The 17,119-nt window shown below is 69.9% G+C and carries 14 protein-coding genes; 13 read left to right on the top strand and 1 reads right to left on the bottom strand.

The window, feature by feature from the left end; all coding sequences use genetic code 11:
• Positions 1 to 57: 57 nt before the first annotated feature.
• From ACFOGJ_RS15150 to ACFOGJ_RS15125, 6 genes are all read left to right on the top strand, one after another.
• A complete protein-coding gene (locus tag ACFOGJ_RS15150) occupies positions 58 to 978 on the top strand; it encodes a LysR family transcriptional regulator (RefSeq protein ID WP_379901840.1) in 921 nt (306 codons plus the stop codon).
• An 86-nt stretch (positions 979 to 1,064) separates the two neighbouring features.
• Positions 1,065 to 1,631, top strand: coding sequence for a PRC-barrel domain-containing protein (locus tag ACFOGJ_RS15145; RefSeq protein WP_379901837.1), 567 nt, complete (start codon positions 1,065 to 1,067; stop codon positions 1,629 to 1,631).
• A 511-nt stretch (positions 1,632 to 2,142) separates the two neighbouring features.
• Complete coding sequence (locus ACFOGJ_RS15140) at positions 2,143 to 4,191, top strand: methyl-accepting chemotaxis protein (protein WP_379901834.1); 2,049 nt, start codon at positions 2,143 to 2,145, stop codon at positions 4,189 to 4,191.
• Positions 4,192 to 4,205: 14 nt separating this feature from the next.
• Positions 4,206 to 5,795 carry a PAS domain-containing sensor histidine kinase gene (locus tag ACFOGJ_RS15135; protein WP_379901831.1) on the top strand — a complete coding sequence of 530 codons (1,590 nt, stop codon included), beginning with the start codon at positions 4,206 to 4,208 and terminating at the stop codon, positions 5,793 to 5,795.
• Positions 5,796 to 5,937: 142 nt separating this feature from the next.
• Positions 5,938 to 8,352: a Lon protease family protein gene (locus tag ACFOGJ_RS15130; RefSeq protein WP_379901829.1), complete on the top strand. Its 2,415-nt coding sequence runs from the start codon at positions 5,938 to 5,940 to the stop codon at positions 8,350 to 8,352.
• Positions 8,349 to 9,173, top strand: a complete 825-nt coding sequence (locus tag ACFOGJ_RS15125) for a hypothetical protein (protein ID WP_379901827.1) — start codon at positions 8,349 to 8,351, stop codon at positions 9,171 to 9,173. The genes ACFOGJ_RS15130 and ACFOGJ_RS15125 overlap by 4 nt, the downstream gene beginning before the upstream one ends.
• Here ACFOGJ_RS15125 and ACFOGJ_RS15120 read toward each other — a convergent pair.
• Positions 9,136 to 10,026, bottom strand: coding sequence for a LysR family transcriptional regulator (locus ACFOGJ_RS15120; protein WP_379901825.1), 891 nt, complete (start codon positions 10,024 to 10,026; stop codon positions 9,136 to 9,138). The genes ACFOGJ_RS15125 and ACFOGJ_RS15120 overlap by 38 nt on opposite strands.
• A 208-nt stretch (positions 10,027 to 10,234) precedes the next feature.
• Between ACFOGJ_RS15120 and ACFOGJ_RS15115 the strand changes: the two genes are divergently transcribed.
• The 7 genes from ACFOGJ_RS15115 (at position 10,235) to ACFOGJ_RS15085 (ending at position 17,117) form a co-directional block, all read left to right on the top strand.
• Entirely contained in the window at positions 10,235 to 10,687 is a 453-nt protein-coding gene (locus tag ACFOGJ_RS15115; protein WP_379901823.1) for a (2Fe-2S)-binding protein, read from the top strand.
• 2 nt (positions 10,688 to 10,689) lie between these two features.
• Positions 10,690 to 12,999, top strand: a complete 2,310-nt coding sequence (locus tag ACFOGJ_RS15110) for a xanthine dehydrogenase family protein molybdopterin-binding subunit (RefSeq protein WP_379901820.1) — start codon at positions 10,690 to 10,692, stop codon at positions 12,997 to 12,999.
• Positions 13,000 to 13,480: 481 nt separating this feature from the next.
• Positions 13,481 to 13,810: a cyclophilin-like fold protein gene (locus ACFOGJ_RS15105; RefSeq protein ID WP_379901818.1), complete on the top strand. Its 330-nt coding sequence runs from the start codon at positions 13,481 to 13,483 to the stop codon at positions 13,808 to 13,810.
• Positions 13,811 to 13,865: 55 nt separating this feature from the next.
• Positions 13,866 to 15,260 (top strand): adenylate/guanylate cyclase domain-containing protein, encoded by a 1,395-nt coding sequence (locus tag ACFOGJ_RS15100; protein WP_379901816.1) that lies wholly within the window; start codon positions 13,866 to 13,868, stop codon positions 15,258 to 15,260.
• Between the two features lie 105 nt (positions 15,261 to 15,365).
• A complete protein-coding gene (locus ACFOGJ_RS15095) occupies positions 15,366 to 15,833 on the top strand; it encodes a (R)-mandelonitrile lyase (protein ID WP_379901814.1) in 468 nt (155 codons plus the stop codon).
• Positions 15,834 to 15,914: 81 nt separating this feature from the next.
• Positions 15,915 to 16,436 carry a hypothetical protein gene (locus ACFOGJ_RS15090; RefSeq protein ID WP_379901812.1) on the top strand — a complete coding sequence of 174 codons (522 nt, stop codon included), beginning with the start codon at positions 15,915 to 15,917 and terminating at the stop codon, positions 16,434 to 16,436.
• A gap of 138 nt (positions 16,437 to 16,574) precedes the next feature.
• Positions 16,575 to 17,117: a VOC family protein gene (locus ACFOGJ_RS15085; RefSeq protein ID WP_379901810.1), complete on the top strand. Its 543-nt coding sequence runs from the start codon at positions 16,575 to 16,577 to the stop codon at positions 17,115 to 17,117.
• The last annotated feature ends 2 nt before the right edge of the window (positions 17,118 to 17,119 follow it).

The following is a 17,119-nucleotide window of genomic DNA, read 5'->3' as shown; positions in this document are numbered from 1 at the left end:
TGATCGGATGCGTCTAATTTCTAACTTTTCCCATCACCATAAGGATTTTGCATAGATATGGATCGCGACGGGCTGGCGGCCTTCCTGGCCGTCCACCGTGAGCGCAGCTTCTCCCGCGCGGCGGAACGGCTGTACCGCACCCAGCCGGCAATCTCGCGCCGGGTGCGCCTGTTGGAGCAGGCGCTCGGCGCGCCCCTGTTCGAGCGCACCGCCCAGGGCCCCGTTCTCAGCCAGGCCGGCCGGGTCCTGCTGCCCCATGCGGAGCGCGCGCTGGCAGCGCTCGCCGATGCGGAAGCGGCCGTCCGGGCCCTGGCCGGTCCCGATGCCGGCCCGATCTCGCTGGCCGTCGTCGGCACCCTTGCGGATGCCGCCTTCGGCGATGTCCTGCGAGCCTTCGCGCGCCGCCACCCTGCCGTCGAGATGCGGCTGCGGACGGCAACCAGTGCCGAGGTCAGCGACCTGGTGCGCCGCGGCGAGGCGCTGCTGGGCCTGCGCTACGGCAGCGACAGCGCCGCCGACCTGGATTGCGTCACCCTGTCGCGGGAGCGTCTGATCGTGGTCTGCGCCCCCGATCACCCGCTGGCCGGCCGCACCGTCGCCGGACTTCGCGACCTGGCCCAGGCGCACTGGCTCGCCTTTCCGGATCAACCCGGGCGCAGCGAACATGCCGCAGCGCACATCTTCGCAATGTTCCTGGCGCATGGCATCGAGGCCCCGGACTGGACCGCGGTCGACAGCCTCACCGCGCAGAAGCGACTGGTCGAGGCCGGCTTCGGCCTTGCGCTGCTGGCGGAAAGCGGCGTGGCGGAGGAGTGCGGGTCGGGCCGCCTGGCGGCGATTACGGTCGCCGGGCTCGACGCCAGCCGGCCCGTCGTACTGGTTCGGCGCGGGGCAGGCTTCCTGAGCATGGCAGCGCAGGATTTCTGCCGACACCTGGCCACCCATCTCGCCTGGCCGGAGACTGCAGCAGGTCGCTAGAACCCACGGTCGGGGGAACCGCTTCGCCCGCCGCCGGTTCTGCAAGGAAGGATACCGCGACGAATCCGCAGACCCCGGAGACCGACATGCTGCCCAGGCATCTGGCCATCGATACCCTCGCCGCCCTCGCCGGCCTCGCCGTGCTGGCCACCCTCCCCGCCCTGGCGATGGAGGAGGTCCGGGAGACCACCGCGGTGGCACGCCCGGACCTCGCCTACGGCGCGCTGGCGGAGGAAGCAGAGCTGATCGGGCTTGCCGTGGCCGATGCCGAGGGCACACCCCTGGGCGAGGTCGATGCCGTGGTCACCGCTGCCAGCGGCCAGGGACGGTTTCTGGTCATCGGCACCGGCGCCGCGGGGGAAGGTCGCTACCTCCCGGTGCCGGAGCACAGGATCGTGCGGGCCGGGCCGGACCGCCTGCAGACCCTGCTGCCGGCCGGCTTCCTCGCCGATGCGCCGCACTTCGCCGAGGCGGACTTCGCCGACGGTCCCGGTGGCTGGCCGGAAGGGCTGGAGACCTGGTGGCTGGAGCGGCTCGAACGTCCCGAACTCACGCCTCGCCCGCGGCCGCGCGAGGCGCCGACGATGGCCGGAGAGCAACCCTATCCCGATCCAAGGGACCTGCCCTACGGGCAAGACCGGCCTCGCCAATAGGTCTAGGCGCCCGATCGGTGCCCAGCGGCACCCGGCAGTGATCCGGTCGGCCGATCCCTGCGTACGATAGAAGACAGAGCGGTCGCAGCACCCTGACGACACAGGCGGCTGCGGCTTTGCTTGCATAGGAATGCATTGTCGCATGTACCGGTTCATCCAGATCCATGCATGGGGTGGATGAACCTGACGGAACCTGTCGTAGCGACGTCTTACCGGGATCGAATTTAGAACAAATGCCTGTTAATATATTAAAATTATAGTTCCAACATGTATATGTCATTCGACTAGGATTCCCAGATCCCCAAATGAGGGTTGCTGCCACCGCTTGAAATCAAAATTTCACAGCGCTTGATTTCCGGCATGTCGCCGCGATTCAATTTTTATCACATCCCCTTCTTATACCTGCGTATAGCACCTCGCTTTTCCTCTTGAACCATTCTGCTCCGCCCTCGATCTTCCGCGGCGATCGGCTGCCGCGGAACGTCGGCAACGACCGCCTGGGAGAAAAGTCATGTCCGAAGAAATCACCCCCCGCGCCGGTGGCATTCGCCGGCTCGCCGGCGATGCCAGCATCCGGAGCAGGATTCTGGCGGGTTTCGCCGTCGTTCTGCTGATCCTCGCCGTGGTGGCGGGGTCCGCCTATCTGAGCCTGGAACGGACGGCGGCGGAGTTCGACGGCTACGGCCATGCCGTCGAACTGGCCGCGGATGCGGCCACGATAGAGGCGGACAGTGCCCGCTTCCGCTACCATCTTGAGAGCTTCCTCCGCGATGGCAGCAAGGATGCCGCGGACGAGACCCGCGCCGACGCGGAACGGCTGGCGGCCGATATCTCCCATGGCGAAGGCCTCGCGCAGGAGCCCGAAAGCAGGGCCCGCTTCGTCCACCTGCGCGAGGTCGTGCAGGCGCTGAAAGCGGATTTCGATCGCCTCGCCACCCTCGAGGCGGAGCGCACGCGGTTGGCCAGGGAGGAGCTCGACAGGAGCGGACCGGCCGTCACTTCGGGCATCGATGCACTGGCCGGCATGGCTGGCCAGGCCGGCGATTCCGAAGCGGCCGTTCTTGCCGGCTCTGCCCTGGCGGAGGCGATGAACCTGCGGCTGCAGGCGAACCTGGCGCTGGAACGGCGTGAGTCCCCGACCGAGGATGGCGCCGGGCAGGCCGTCCAGCGTCTGTCGACGCTGCTCGACCGGCTGGACGCCCGGCTGGTCGGGACACAGGCCGCTGCTGGCCTGGAGCAGGTGCGCGGCGACCTGGCCGCCTATGCTGCCGCTGTGGCGGAGAGCCGGCGGCTCGATGCCGAGATCCGCACCCTGACGGAAGAGGTGATTGCTGCGGAAGGCGCACAGATCGATGCCGACGCGGAGGCGATCCGCCAGGCGGCGATCGCGGAAGAGCGCGCGATCAATGCGGAGGCCCATGCCACCATCGCCAATGCCGAGCTGCTGGCCCTGGCGCTGGGCGCCGGCGGCATCGTCATCGGCCTGGTGCTGGCCTGGCTGATCGGCGGCGGCATCTCGCGCCCGGTCGTGACGATGACCCAGGTCATGGGCCGGTTGGCCGAGGGCGACAAGAGCCTGGAGATCCCGGCGCAGGACCGCGGCGACGAGATCGGCCGGATGGCAGCGGCGGTTGAGATCTTCAAGCGCAACGCCATCGAGATGGACCGGCTGGCGGCCGAACAGCGCGCCGAGGAGGAGCGCAAGGCTGCCCGGCAGCAGCGGATCGAGGCGCAGATCAACCGCTTCCAGGATGAGGTCGGCACCATCCTCGGCACTCTGGCCTCGGCCTCCACCGAAATGCAGCACACGGCGGAGGCGATGTCGGCGACAGCGGAGGAGACAGCCCGCCAGTCGACGGCGGTCGCCGCGGCATCGGAGCAGGCGACGGTGAGCGTACAGACGGTCGCCAGCGCCTCGGAAGAGCTGGCCGCGTCGGTGCAGGAGATCGGGCGCCAGGTGGAGCGGTCCACCTGGATCGCGGGCGAGGCGGTCGCCCAGGTGGAGGAGACGCACGGCAAGGTTCGCGGCCTGGCGGAGGCCGCCCAGAAGATCGGCGATGTCGTCCAGCTGATCAACGACATCGCCAGCCAGACCAACCTGCTGGCCCTGAACGCGACCATCGAGGCCGCCCGCGCCGGCGAGGCGGGCAAGGGCTTCGCCGTGGTGGCCTCGGAAGTGAAGAACCTGGCGACCCAGACGGCGCGGGCGACGGAGGATATCGCGGCCCAGATCAACGGCATCCAGTCCGCCACCGGGGACGCGGTGCAGGCGATCGACGGCATCGGCGGCGTCATTTCCCGGGTCTCCGAGATCGCCGCGGCGATTGCCGGCGCGGTCGAGGAGCAGGCCGCCGCAACGCAGGAGATCGCCCAGAACGTACAGCAGGCGGCGGCCGGCACGGCCGACGTGTCGACCAACATCTCCGGCGTGTCGCAGGCGGCGAATGACACCGGATCCGCCTCCAGCCAGGTGCTGTCGACCTCCGGCGACCTCTCTCGCCAGGCCGAAGTCCTGCGCGAGCAGGTCGACAGCTTCCTGTCCGGCGTCCGCGCCGCCTGAGCATGGGCATCGCCATGCCTGCCGCACGGACAACCGGCCCGGACGGGAATTTTCCGGGATGGCTGCAGCGGGCCGGAAGCAGCCCGCTGCAGCCGGACACCGGCGCCCTGCTCAGGATCATTGCCGACGCCGCGCTGCTGGTCGATGGTGCCGGCCGGCTGGTGGCGATGAACGAGGCGGCGGAGCGGCTTCTGGGACGTTCCGCCGGGGAAGCCGTCGGTGCGGATGCCAGCCTGACCCTGCCGGCCGCCGAAGCCGACGGGACCGAACGTAGGCCGGCCGAGGGCGCGCGGCTCCGCCTGGTGCGAACCCTGGCCGTCCGGACAGGGCAGCCTGCCGCCGCCTGGCCCCTGGCGTCGGGCCGGAGCCTGTCGGTTTCGGTCAGCCAGGCTGGCACCGCCTCGGCCCCGCTCTACCTCGCCCTGCTGCGGGAACTGCCGCCGCCGGACGGCATCTTCGGCCGGGAGATCCTGCAGCTCGCCGTGGAGCAGTCCCAGGCCGGCATCCTGATCACCTGCACCGCGGGCAGGATCGTCTACGCCAACCACCGCATGTCGGAGATCACCGGCTGGACGCAGGACGAACTGGTCGGCAGCCGGCCGGCGCTCCTGAAGTCCGACCAGACCCCGCCGGAGGTCTATGCGCAGATGTGGCAGAACCTGCGTGCCGGCCGGCCCTGGCAGGGCCAGCTGCGCAACCGCCGCAAGGACGGCAGCCTGTACTGGGTCGACAACCGCATCGCCCCGGTCCGCGACGCGACGGGCGCGATCACGCATTTCATCGCTGTCGAGCAGGACATCACGGAAATGCGCCGGCAGGAGGCCGAGCTGCGCCGCACGCAGGCGGAGGCGGAACTTGCCAACCGAACCAAATCGAAGTTCCTGTCCAACATGAGCCACGAACTGCGCACGCCGCTGAACGCGATCCTCGGCTTCTCGCAGATGATGGAGCAGGAGACGTTCGGGCCGCTGGGCAACGACCGCTACAGGGACTATGCGACCCACATCCTGACCAGCGGCAAACATCTGCAGGCGATCATCGACGACATGCTCGACCTGTCGCAGATCGAGCTGGGACGTCCGATCCTCCACGAGTCGGTCTTCGACCCGATGCATGAGGTGGAGACCTGCGCCGGAATGCTCCACCCGAAGATGGCGGAAGCCGGCCTGGCGTTTGCCGTGCAGACCCAGCCGGACCTGCCCCAGATGCGCGGCGATCCCCTGCGCTTCCGGCAGATCCTGATCAACCTTCTGTCGAACGCGCTGGCCTTTACGCGGCCGGGCGGCCTCGTCGTCCTCGCGGCCGACTGCAACCGACCGGCAGGAGCGGGCGGGACCGGATTGACGGTGGAGGTCCGCGACACCGGCATCGGCATGACCCCGGCCCAGGTGGAGAAGGCGCTGCACCCCTTCCGGCCCGGGGCCGATGCCATGGTCCGTCGGCCCGGCGGTGCCGGCCTCGGCCTGGCCATCGTCGCCGGTATCGTGGAGCAGCATGGGGGCCGCCTGGCCATCGACAGCCATCCCGGTCGCGGCACCTCGGTGACGGTGACCTTCCCCGCCGCTAGACTGGTCCCGGCACAAGCGACCGCCGCCGAAGCCTGACGCCGGTGGCGTCCCGATTGACCTGGATCAAGGCGGGACCGCCGCGGTCCAGCCGATGCTGGCCAGGCATCGGGCAGCAGAGGGGGATGATGGTGCCGACCGGACATCGCTTCAGGCGCATCGGCCATGGGGGCGGCAAGGGATGACCGCGGAGCCGGTCGTGCAGCCGCTCCCGCCGGAGCGGCTGATCCGCCACTGCGACATGTCCGCGCTGCGCTTCGCGACGACCGCCGAACTCGACGATATCGACCTGATGGTGGGCCAGGAGCGCGCGGGCGCCGCCATCGCCTTCGGCACGGAGGTCAGCGCACCCGGCTTCAACCTGTTCGTCGTGGGCGCCACCCCCGATAGCCTGGACGAAGCGGTCACCGGGCTTCTGGAAGCGCGGGCGAAGGCCGCGCCGGCGCCATCGGACTGGGTCTACCTGAACAACTTCGCGACCCCGCACCGCCCGATCGCCCTTGCCCTGCCGCCGGGTCGCGGCCCGGCCTTCCGGGACGCGATGCGCGAACTGGTGCAGGACCTGAAGGCGGCGCTGCCCAAGGCCTTCGAGGCCGACGACTTCCAGTCGCGTCACGCCGCCATCGAGCAGGCGTTCAAGGAGACGCAGGAGACCGCCTTCAAGGCCCTGCAGGAAGAGGCGAACGCGGCGAACGTCGCCGTCATCCGCACGCCGTTCGGCTTCACCCTGGCGCCGATCAAGGACGGCGAGGTGGTGCGTCCCGAGCAGTTCAACGAACTGCCGGAGGAGGAGAAGGCGCATCTGCGGGAGGTGATCCAGGCACTGGAGAAGAAGCTGGAAGCCGTGCTGCGGTCGGTGCCGGCCTGGGAGAAGGAGCGCCGCGCGGACCTGCGCAAGCTGGGCCGCGAAACCGCGGAGGTGGCGGTCGGCCACCTGATCGAGGAGACAAGGGCCGGCTTCGCCGACCTGCCGGAGGTCCTGGCGCATCTGGAGGCGGTGCAGGCCGACCTGGTGGAAAATGTCGGCCTGTTCGCGCCGCAGCAGGACGGCGGTCCGGGCGCCGACGGCGACCTGGCGGGCGCCGCGCCGACCGACCGCTACGAGGTCAACCTGCTGGTGACCCAGTCCGCTGGACAGGGCGCGCCAGTGGTGCAGGAACTGCATCCGAGCCTCGGCAACCTGGTCGGCCGGATCGAGCATATCCCGCGCCAGGGCGCCCTGATCACCGACTTCCGCCTGATCAAGCCCGGCGCGCTGCACCGCGCCAATGGCGGCTACCTGCTGCTCGACGCCCGCGCGGTGCTGGGCGAGCCGTTCACCTGGACCGCCCTGAAACGGGCGCTGCGGGCCGGCGAGATCCGGATCGAAAGCGCGGTCGACCTGCTGAGCCTGACCAGCACGATCTCCCTGGAGCCGGACCCGATCCCGCTGGCCGTCAAGGTCGTGCTGCTCGGCGAGCGCATGCTCTACTACCTCCTCGCCGCGGTCGACCCGGACTTCCGGGAGCATTTCAAGGTGCTGGCGGATTTCGACGACAGCCTCGACAGGGTCGAGGGAAGCGAGGCGCTCTATGCCCGCCTGGTCGCGACTGTCGGCCGCCGCAAGGGCCTGCTGCCGCTGGAGCCCGGCGCGGTCGGCCGGGTCCTGGAGCGGGCCGCCCGCCTGGCCGGCGATGCCGCCAAGCTGACCCTCGCGGTGGAGGAGGTCGGCGACCTTCTGGTGGAGGCGGCGTACTGGGCGAAGCGGGACGAAGCCCTCACGATCCGCGCGGCCGACGTGGAGCGGGCGATCGCGGAACAGGTGCGGCGTGCAAGCCGCATCCGCGACCGGGTGGCCGAATCGATCCTGCGCGAGATCGCGCTGATCGATACCGATGGCGCTGCCGTCGGCCAGGTGAACGGCCTGAGCGTCATGGACCTGGGCGACTTCATGTTCGGCCGCCCGACCCGGATCACCGCCCGGGTCAGCCCCGGCGCGGGCAAGGTGGTCGATATCGAGCGGGAGGTCGAGCTCGGCGGCCCGCTCCATTCCAAGGGCGTGCTGATCCTGTCGGGCTTCCTGTCCGGGCGCTTTGCAGGCGACGCGCCGGTCTCGCTGCTGGCAAGCCTGGTCTTCGAGCAGTCCTATGGCGGGGTGGACGGCGACAGCGCCTCCTCGGCAGAACTTTACGCCCTGCTGTCGGCGCTGGCAGAGGTCCCGCTGAGGCAGGACCTGGCGGTGACCGGCTCGGTGAACCAGCACGGCCAGGTGCAGGCGATCGGCGGTGCCAACGAGAAGATCGAGGGCTTCTTCGACATCTGCAATGCCCGCGGCCTGACCGGCAGCCAGGGCGTCCTGGTGCCGGCGGCGAACGTGCAGCACCTGATGCTGCGCGACGATGTCGTCGAGGCCTGCGCCGCCGGGCGCTTCGCCGTCTACGGCATCGCCACGATCGACGAGGGGCTGGCGCTGATGACCGGCCGGCCGGTCGGCGCGGCCGATGCCGACGGGAGCTTTCCCGAGGGCAGCGTGAACCGGCTCGTGGCCGACCGCCTGAAGGCCTTCGGCCGGGCGCGACGGGCCATGGAGGGGCGCAGCGAAGGAGGCGGCGCATGACCGATCCGGCATCGCTGGCGCCGCCGTTCCGGCGGATCGTCCTCGGCTTCCACGATGCGACCTGCGCAATGCCGGACCTGGAGACCGCGGTCGCCTTCGCACAGGCGCTGCAGAGCGAGCTGCTGGGCGTCTTCGTCGAGGACGACCCGGTCCTGGAATGGTCTGCCGCGCCGCTCTCCCGGCATCTGGCCCGGGCATCCGGCGCCGCGGTGGCGGTGACCCGGGACCGGCTCGCCGCGGAGTTCGCGACCAGTGCCGCCCTGATGCGGCAGCGCCTGCTGCAGGCCGCTGCCGCGCACGGGGTTCGCGCCGGCTTCCAGGTCGAACGGGCAAGCGCCGCCGCCCTGCAGCATGCTGGCGGGCAATCGGCCGACCTGCTCGCCGTCCTGGAGCCCGCCGACCCGATGGCCCGCCTGAGCTATCCCTTTGCCGGCATCCTGCGGTCGGTCGCGGCCAGCACCGTCCCGGTGCTCTACCTGCCGCACGGGACGCGGCGCAGGCGGGGCCCGGTGGCGACCCTGGGGCCGGATGGGGAAGGCCATCGCATCGCGGCCGCCATCGCGCATCGCATCGGCGCCCCGCTGGTCGATCTCGCCGACCGCATCAGGCAGGGTGCGGGGCCGTTCACCCTGAGCCTGCCCATGCTCGAGCGCGCACTGGCCGGGATCGACGAGAGCCTCCTGGTGCTGGACCGCCCCGCCCTGCCGGTCGGCGCACCGGCCCTGTTGGCAGACATCGCGGCCCGTCGCATGGTCCCGGTCCTGGTCACGGGCACCGCCCCCGTCAGTCGCGATGGCGGAGCGCGTTCACCAGGGCGGTGAAGGCGGGCGAGGATTGCCGCCGGCTGGGATAGTAGAGGTAGTAGCCGTCCCAGCAGGGCGACCAGTCCTGCAGGACATGGCGAAGCCGCCCTGCGGCCAGATCGCCCTCGGCGACATGTTCCGGGACATAGGCGATGCCGAGCCCGTCGATCGCCGCCTGCACCGCATCGTAGGGATTGTTGACGACAATCTGTCCGTCCACCCGGATCCGGACCTCCCGCCCTTCCTTCTCGAACTCCCAGGCATAAAGGGCGCCGGCGGACAGGCGGATGTTGATGCAGGCATGACCGACGAGGTCCTGCGGATCGGCCGGCGGCGGATGCCGCTCGAAATAGGCGCCCGACCCCACCGCCGCGAAGCGGAAGTCCGGGCCGATGCGGGCCGAGATCATGTCCTTGGCCAGCATTTCGCCCATCCGGACCCCGGCGTCGAAGCGCTCTGTCACCAGGTCTGCCAGCCCGTTGTCGCGCATCAGCTCGACCGTGATGTCGGGATGGTCGGGCAGGAAGCGGCGCAGCTTCGGCCATAGCAGGTGGTTGATCGCATCGTCGGACGCGGTGATCCGGATGGTGCCGGCCGGCTTGTCCCGCAGTTCGCTGAGCGCCTCGAGATGGGCCTCGATCTCCTCGAAATGCGGGCCGATGCTGCGCAGCAGGCGCTCCCCCGCCTCTGTCGGCGCCACCGCGCGGGTGGTACGCGCCAGAAGACGGATGCCCAGACGGGCCTCCAGCTGCCGGATGGTATGGCTGAGGGCCGATTGCGAGACGCCGATCCGCCCCGCCGCCTTCGTGAAGCTGCCTTCGCGGGCGACGGCCAGGAAGGCGATCAGATCGTTCGCATTGTCACGCAGCACGGCCGCACCCTTCGGGTAAGGGGCTGTCGCGGGCCGCGACCGCCAAGTTCTAACTGCAACCGCATTGATGAACCTGATTCATAAGACCTAGTGAATTGAGATGTCTAGTCACCGCCTTCCCTCGATCCACCTTGAGTGTAGGGGAGACCGCGCCCGATGGGTGCAGTCATGCCCGCATGGCCCCCGCGTGGAAGCCCGAGGAGCGGAGATGACGACCTTCACCATCAACGGACAGGCGCAGAGTTTCGACGGGGACCCGGAGACCCCGCTGCTCTGGTACCTGCGCGACGTGGCCGGCCTGACCGGCACCAAGTTCGGCTGCGGCATGGCCCTGTGCGGCGCCTGCACCGTCCATCTGGACGGCACGGCGATCCGCTCCTGCCAGACCCGGATGGGCGACATCGAAGGGCGGCAGGTGACGACGATCGAGGGCCTGTCGCCGGATGGCACGCATCCGGTGCAGGAAGCCTGGCGCGACCTCAACGTCGCGCAGTGCGGCTACTGCCAGGTCGGCCAGATCATGCAGGCGGCCTCCCTGCTGAACGAGACCCCGCAGCCCAGCGATGCCGACATCGACGCCGCGATGAGCGGCAATATCTGTCGCTGCGGCACCTATCCGCGGATCCGCGCGGCCATCAAGCGCGCCGCAGGGGGGGCATGACGATGACCGGGAGTACCGGACTGACCAATGGCGGACTGACCACTGGCGGACTGACCAATGTCAGCCGCCGCTCGGTGCTGCTCGGCCTCGCCGCCGGCACCTTCGTCCTGGCGACCCGGCCCAGGCTGTCGTTCGGCCAGGACAAGGTCTATGGCGCGGACGCGATGCCCGGCGGGGTGAAGGACGATCCGCGGATCTTCCTGTCCATCGCCGATGACGGCGAGGTCACCCTGCTCTGCAACCGGGCCGAGATGGGCCAGGGTATCCGCACCAGCTGGGCAATGGTGGTCGCCGACGAACTGGAGGCCGACCTTGCCCGCTGCACGGTGCGGCAGGCGCCCGGCGACGAGGCGCGCTACGGCAACCAGAACACCGACGGCTCCCGTTCCATGCGGCACCATTTCATGCCGCTGCGCCGGATCGGGGCCGCCGCACGCCAGATGCTGGAGGCGGAAGCCGCCGCACGCTGGGACGTGCCTGTCGCCGAGCTCCGCACCGACAGTCACGAGGTCGTTCATGCCGCCAGCGGCCGGCGCATCGGCTTCGGTGCCCTGGCGCGCGGCGCGGCCGAACGGCCGGTGCCGGCGGAGACTGCGCTGGCCCTCAAGACGCCGGACCGCTTCCGCTATATCGGCAAGGCGGCGCTGCCGCTGGTCGACAATCATGACATCACCACCGGCAAGCCGGTCTATGGCATCGACGCGCAGGTCGACGGCATGGCCTTCGCCGTCGTCGCACGGCCGCCGGTCTATGGCGGCAAGGTGAAGCGCTACGACGCCACAGAGGCGCTGAAGGTCCCCGGGGTGCTGAAAGTGGTGCCGATCGCGGCGCCGGGCATCCCGTCGGTCTTCGCCCCACTCGGCGGGCTCGGCGTGGTGGCAGAGAACACCTTCGCCGCGATCAAGGGCCGGTCGATGCTGGAGATCGAGTGGGAGGACGGGCCGAACGCCGGCTACGATTCCGCCAGCTATCGCGACACCCTGCAATCCGCTGCAGAGAAGCCGGGCAAGGTGGTCCGCAACGACGGCGATGTCGATGCCGGGCTGGCGGGTGCGGCACGGCGGGTCACTGCCTCCTACTACCTGCCGCACCTGGCGCAGGCACCGATGGAGCCGCCGACCGCAACGGCACGGGTCAGCGCCGACAGCTGCGAGATCTGGTGCAGCGTCCAGAACCCGCAGGCGATCCGCAACGACCTTTCCCAGCGCCTGGGCCTGCCGGCGGAGAAGGTCACCGTGAACACGATGCTGCTGGGCGGCGGCTTCGGCCGCAAGTCGAAGCCCGACTTCGCCAGCGAGGCGGCGATCCTGTCCCGCGCCATGGACGGCCGCCCGGTCAAGCTGACCTTCACCCGCGAGGACGACATCCGGAACGGCTTCCTGCACACGGTGTCCGTGGAACGGCTGGAGGCCGGGCTGGACGAAACGGGCAAGCCGGTGGCATGGCTGCACCGCACCGTGGCGCCGACGATCCAATCGCTGTTCGCCCCCGGCGCGGAGCATGAGGGCGGGTTCGAGCTGGGCATGGGCGCGGTCGACATGCCCTTCGCGATCCCCAACGTGCGGGTGGAGAACCCGGCGGCCGAGGCGCATACCCGGATCGGCTGGTTCAGGGCCGTGTCCAACGTGCCGCATGCCTTCGCGGTGCAGAGCTTCGCCGCTGAACTGGCCGATGCCGCCGGCCGCGACCAGAAGGACTGTCTGCTCGAACTGCTCGGCCCCGACCGGAAGATCGCTGCCTCCGCCTTGTCCGACCCGTGGCTCTATGGCGAGGATCCGGAGAAGTATCCGTTCGACACCGGCCGCCTGCGCGCCGTGATCGAGACCGCGGCACGGGAGGCCGGCTGGGGCCGCGACCTGCCGGCCGGCCACGGCCTGGGGATCGCCGCGCATCGCAGCTTCCTCAGCTATGCGGCCGTGGTGGTCGAGGCGGCGGTGAGCGACAGCGGGGAGCTCAGCATCCCGCGTGTGGATATCGCCTTCGATTGCGGCGCCGTGGTCAATCCCGACCGGGTGCGGTCGCAGCTCGAAGGGGCGGTGGTCTTCGGCGTCAGCCTGGCCACCACCGGCGAGATCAGCTTTGCCGAAGGCCGGGTCGAACAGTCGAACTTCCACGACTACGAGGTGACCCGCATCGACACGGCCCCGCGCCGGATCCACACCCATCTGGTCAGCCCCACAGGCTTCGACGCCCCGCTGGGCGGGGTCGGGGAGCCCGGCCTGCCGCCGGTGGCCCCGGCCCTGGCCAATGCGATCTTCGCCGCCTGCGGCAAGCGCATCCGCAGCCTGCCGATCCGCGACCAGCTGGCCTAGGCACTGCCCCTGCCGGATCGTCCGGCGGGGGCAGATCCAGGGAAGGCGATCCGGACCTGCGGGCCGCACGATCGCGGGCAGCACGATACGCCGCGACGTGGGAGGACAAGGAATGACAAAGCGAGCGCTGCGGAACGCAATGGCCGGCGCAGCCGGCCTGATGGTCGCCGCCGCCGGGCCGGCAATGACGGAGGACCAGATCCGGCGCCAGGTCGAAGGCACGCGGATCGGCATCGAGATCGGGGAAGTGACCCTCACGGCGACCCTCTACGGCATTCACACATTTCGCTACGGCATTCACACATTTCGCCGGCGGGGCCAGATCAGCCCTGCGGTCCTACCTTTTTGCCGTCATCCTCGGCCCCCGAGCCGAGGATCGTGGCAAGACGGCGAAGTTGCGCAGCGTCCCTGTCCCGTCATGCCCCTCGGGTCAAGCCCGAGGGCGACGGCAGCAGGGAGGCGCGTCGAAGAGAAGAGATATGTGAATCGCGTAGCGGCGACCCTGGAGGACAATGCGGCGGCCAGGCAGTTCGCCGCCATGCTTCCCCTCACCGTCACCCTGAAGGATTATGCCGCGACCGAGAAAGTCAGCGACCTGCCGGAGAAGCTCGATGCCGAAGATGCGCCGGAAGGCTACGACCCCGAACTGGGCGACATCGCCTACTACGCGCCCTGGGGCAATCTGGCGATCTTCTACCGGGACTTCGGCTATTCGCGCGGCCTCGTCCGCCTGGGCGGCATCGAGACCGGCATCGAGGTTCTTGCGCAGGCCCCGGAGGGCCGGGTGGTGATCCGGTTGCTCGGGCAGTAGCGGGCGGGGATCCCGCATGCCGCGGCAGGACCAGCATGGCAGACCGCCCGGACCCGTGAGCGGAGCTGCCGACGGCCGGATGCCGTGGAAGGATCTCAGCCGGGACATCGCCCGCGAGGAACTGGCCGGCCTGGCCTACATGTTCTGGGCCCGCCTGGTGGCGCTCGGTGCGATGGCCGTCTGGCTGGCGCTGACCCTGCCCTTCGAACGGTCGGGCCTCTACCTGGCGGCGATCGCCTGCTTCGCGCTTCTGGGCGCGCCGCCCTATCTGCTCGCCCGCGCGGGACGCGGCAGCACCTGGGTGACCGCCGCCTTCCTGCTGCTCGACGCCGCCATCCTCAGCTACATCCTGGTGGTGCCAGCACCTTTCTCGGTCGAGGGCTGGACGCCGCAACTCAACCTCCGCCTGCCAAGCTTCGTGTATTTCGGTGTCTTCCTGGCCGGCATGGCCCTGAGCTATTCGCCCATCCTCGTGATCTGGGCCGGCATCGCCTCCGTCGTGGCGTGGAGCACCGCGTTCCTCTGGGTGGCTGGCCTGCCGGGCTCGGTCGCCTACACCTCGGTGGACATGCTCGATCGCGGGCTGAATTCGGAAGCGGTGATCCGCGCCTATCTCGACCCCGACGCGGTCAGCCTGACCACCCTGTACAATCAGGTCGTCTTCCTGGTGCTGGTCACCGTGATCCTGGCCCTCACCGTCTGGCGGTCCCGCCGCCTGGTCCGCCGGCAGGTCGCCGCGGAGGCCCAGCGCGGCGCGCTGTCACGATATTTCTCCCCCAACATCGTCGACGAGATCGCCACCAGCGGCGACGCCTTCGGCGAACCGGCAGTGCAGCCCGTGGCGGTCCTGTTCGCCGACATGGTGGGCTTCACCGCAATCTCGGAGCGGCTGCCGCCATCGGCACTGGTCGGCCTGCTGCGCGAGTTCCACAGCCGCCTGGCGCGGGTCGCCTTCGCGCATGGCGGGACCGTGGACAAGTATCTGGGCGACGCGATCATGGTGCATTTCGGCACGCCCCGGCAGCGGCCGGACGATCCTGTCCGGGCGCTGTCCTGTGCCGCGGCCATGCTCGACGAGATCGCCAGGTGGAACGCGGCGCGCGCGCTGGTCGGCGACGCGCCGGTGGAGATCGGCATCGGCATCCACTATGGCGAGGTGCTGGTGGGCAATATCGGCGACACGCAGCGGCTCGAATATACGGTGCTGGGCGATGCGGTGAACGTGGCGAGCCGGCTGGAACGGCTCACGCGGGAGACGGGGGCGGGTCTGGTGGCAAGCGACGCCCTGGTCCAGGCCGCACGGGACCGCGGCAGCCCGCCCGAAAGCCTCGTCCCCGGCCTCCGGCGCGACCGGGACCGCATGGTCCGCGGCCGGCATGCCCCGGTCGCTGTCTGGACGCTGCCGCGTCCCGGGCCCATTCCGGCCGGCATTCATGAGCACCGCTCATAGAGGCGTCCGGGTGCGGCGCCCTACCGGAATCCGGTTCGGGCACGACCTATCGGAGGCGGGCATGCGCCCGCCATCGACCCGCACCCAGACAGGAGAGGACCCGACATGAACCTCCGCACGATCGGCTTCTGCGCGGCCGCGCTCATCGCCACGACGCCGGCACTGGCGCAGCAGATGGAGATCTCGCCCAACGGATCGCGGTCCTCGTTCGAGGGCCCGGCCGACTACTTCACGGGCAATGTCATCGTCGACATGCTGTTCCCGCCGAACGCGGAAACACCGACCTCCGGCGCCTATGTGACCTTTGCCCCGGGGGCAAGGTCCGCCTGGCACAGCCATCCCGCCGGCCAGACCCTGGTGGTCACCTCCGGTACGGGCTGGGTGCAGCAGGAGGGCGGCGCGAAGCGGGAGATCCGGCCCGGCGACGTGATCTGGACCCCGCCGGGGGTCAAGCACTGGCACGGGGCCACGCCGACCGCATCCATGCAGCACACCGCCCTGACCAATGTGCGCGACGGCGAGAATGTCGAGTGGATGGAACAGGTGACCGACGCGCAGTACGGCGCGGAATAAGGCAAGCCGCGGACCTTTGCGCCGCGGTCCGGCATGGCATCCGGGCCGCGGCGCGACCGCATAACGAAGGGAGTCCCGAAGATGCCCGTCCGACAGATCGCAGCCGCAACAATCATCGCATTCGGCCTGCTTGCGCTCCTGGCTTCCGAACGGGCCGGCGCGCATCATGGCTGGAGTTCCTTCGAGACCCGGCACGCCTACTACGTGTCCGGCACCGTCGAGGAGGTCTACTGGGGCTACCCGCACGGCGAGGTGCGCCTGCGGATCGCGACGACCGAACCGCCGGCCGACCTGTCGGGGCGGGACCTGCCGCCGGGCGCCGACCCGGAGATCGGCCGCGCCACGATGGCATCGACCCGCCCCTATGGCGGCGATCGCCAGGAACTGCGGCTGGTGCTTGCCGGCCCGGACTGGATGGCGCGGTGGGGCCTGGACCGGCCGATCCGGGAAGGCGAACGGCTGGAGGCGATCGGCTTCCTGCAATCCGCCGACAGCAGCGAACTGCGGCCGGTCATGTTCTGGCTGGAGGACGGCCAGGGCGTGTGGCAGCAGCTCACATCCTTCCCGGACGCACCGGAACCGGCTGCCGGCGGGACCGACTGAAGCCACCTTCCTGGCATCCCGCCCTCTTGGCGTCCCCCCCTCTTGGCGTGCCGCTGTCCCTTCCTGGTGGGACAGCGGGCCCGGGCGCGGCACCCTAGCATCGGTGCCATGCCTTGGACCGATCGGGGGAGGAGCGCGATGGAACCGCAAGGAGCGGCCGGCAGTCTCGGCATTGCTGGATTGCACCATTTCGCATGGCGGTGCCGCGACGCGGAGGAAACGCGTCACTTCTATGAGGACCTGCTCGGCCTGCCGCTGGCCCATATCATCCAGAGCGACCGCGTCCCCTCCACCGGCGAAGAGACGCCCTATGTCCACATCTTCTTCCGGATGGCGGACGGCTCGTTCATGGCCTTCTTCGACCTGGGCGACGATACCGCCGCGCTGCCTTCCCCCAACACGCCGGCCTGGGTGAACCACATCGCCCTGCTGGTTCCCGACGAGGACAGCCTGGCCCGGGCGAAGGCGCGGCTGGAAGCGGCCGGGGTCGACGTCATCGGCGTCACCGACCACCACATCATCAGGTCGATCTACTGCTTCGATCCCAACGGCCTGCGGGTCGAGCTGACGGCGCGCACCGGCGAGAAGCGCGCCCTGGCCGAGGCCGCCGGCAGGGTGCATGGCGAACTGCAGGCCTGGACCGAGCGCAAGCGCCGGCGGCGCGCAGGCACGGAGGGCTGAAG

This window comes from Marinibaculum pumilum (genome assembly GCF_042646425.1).
GTDB lineage: Bacteria > Pseudomonadota > Alphaproteobacteria > Ferrovibrionales > Ferrovibrionaceae > Marinibaculum > Marinibaculum pumilum.
The sequence above is the reverse complement of the archived record's forward strand: the minus strand, read 5'-3'. Positions and strand labels throughout refer to the sequence as shown.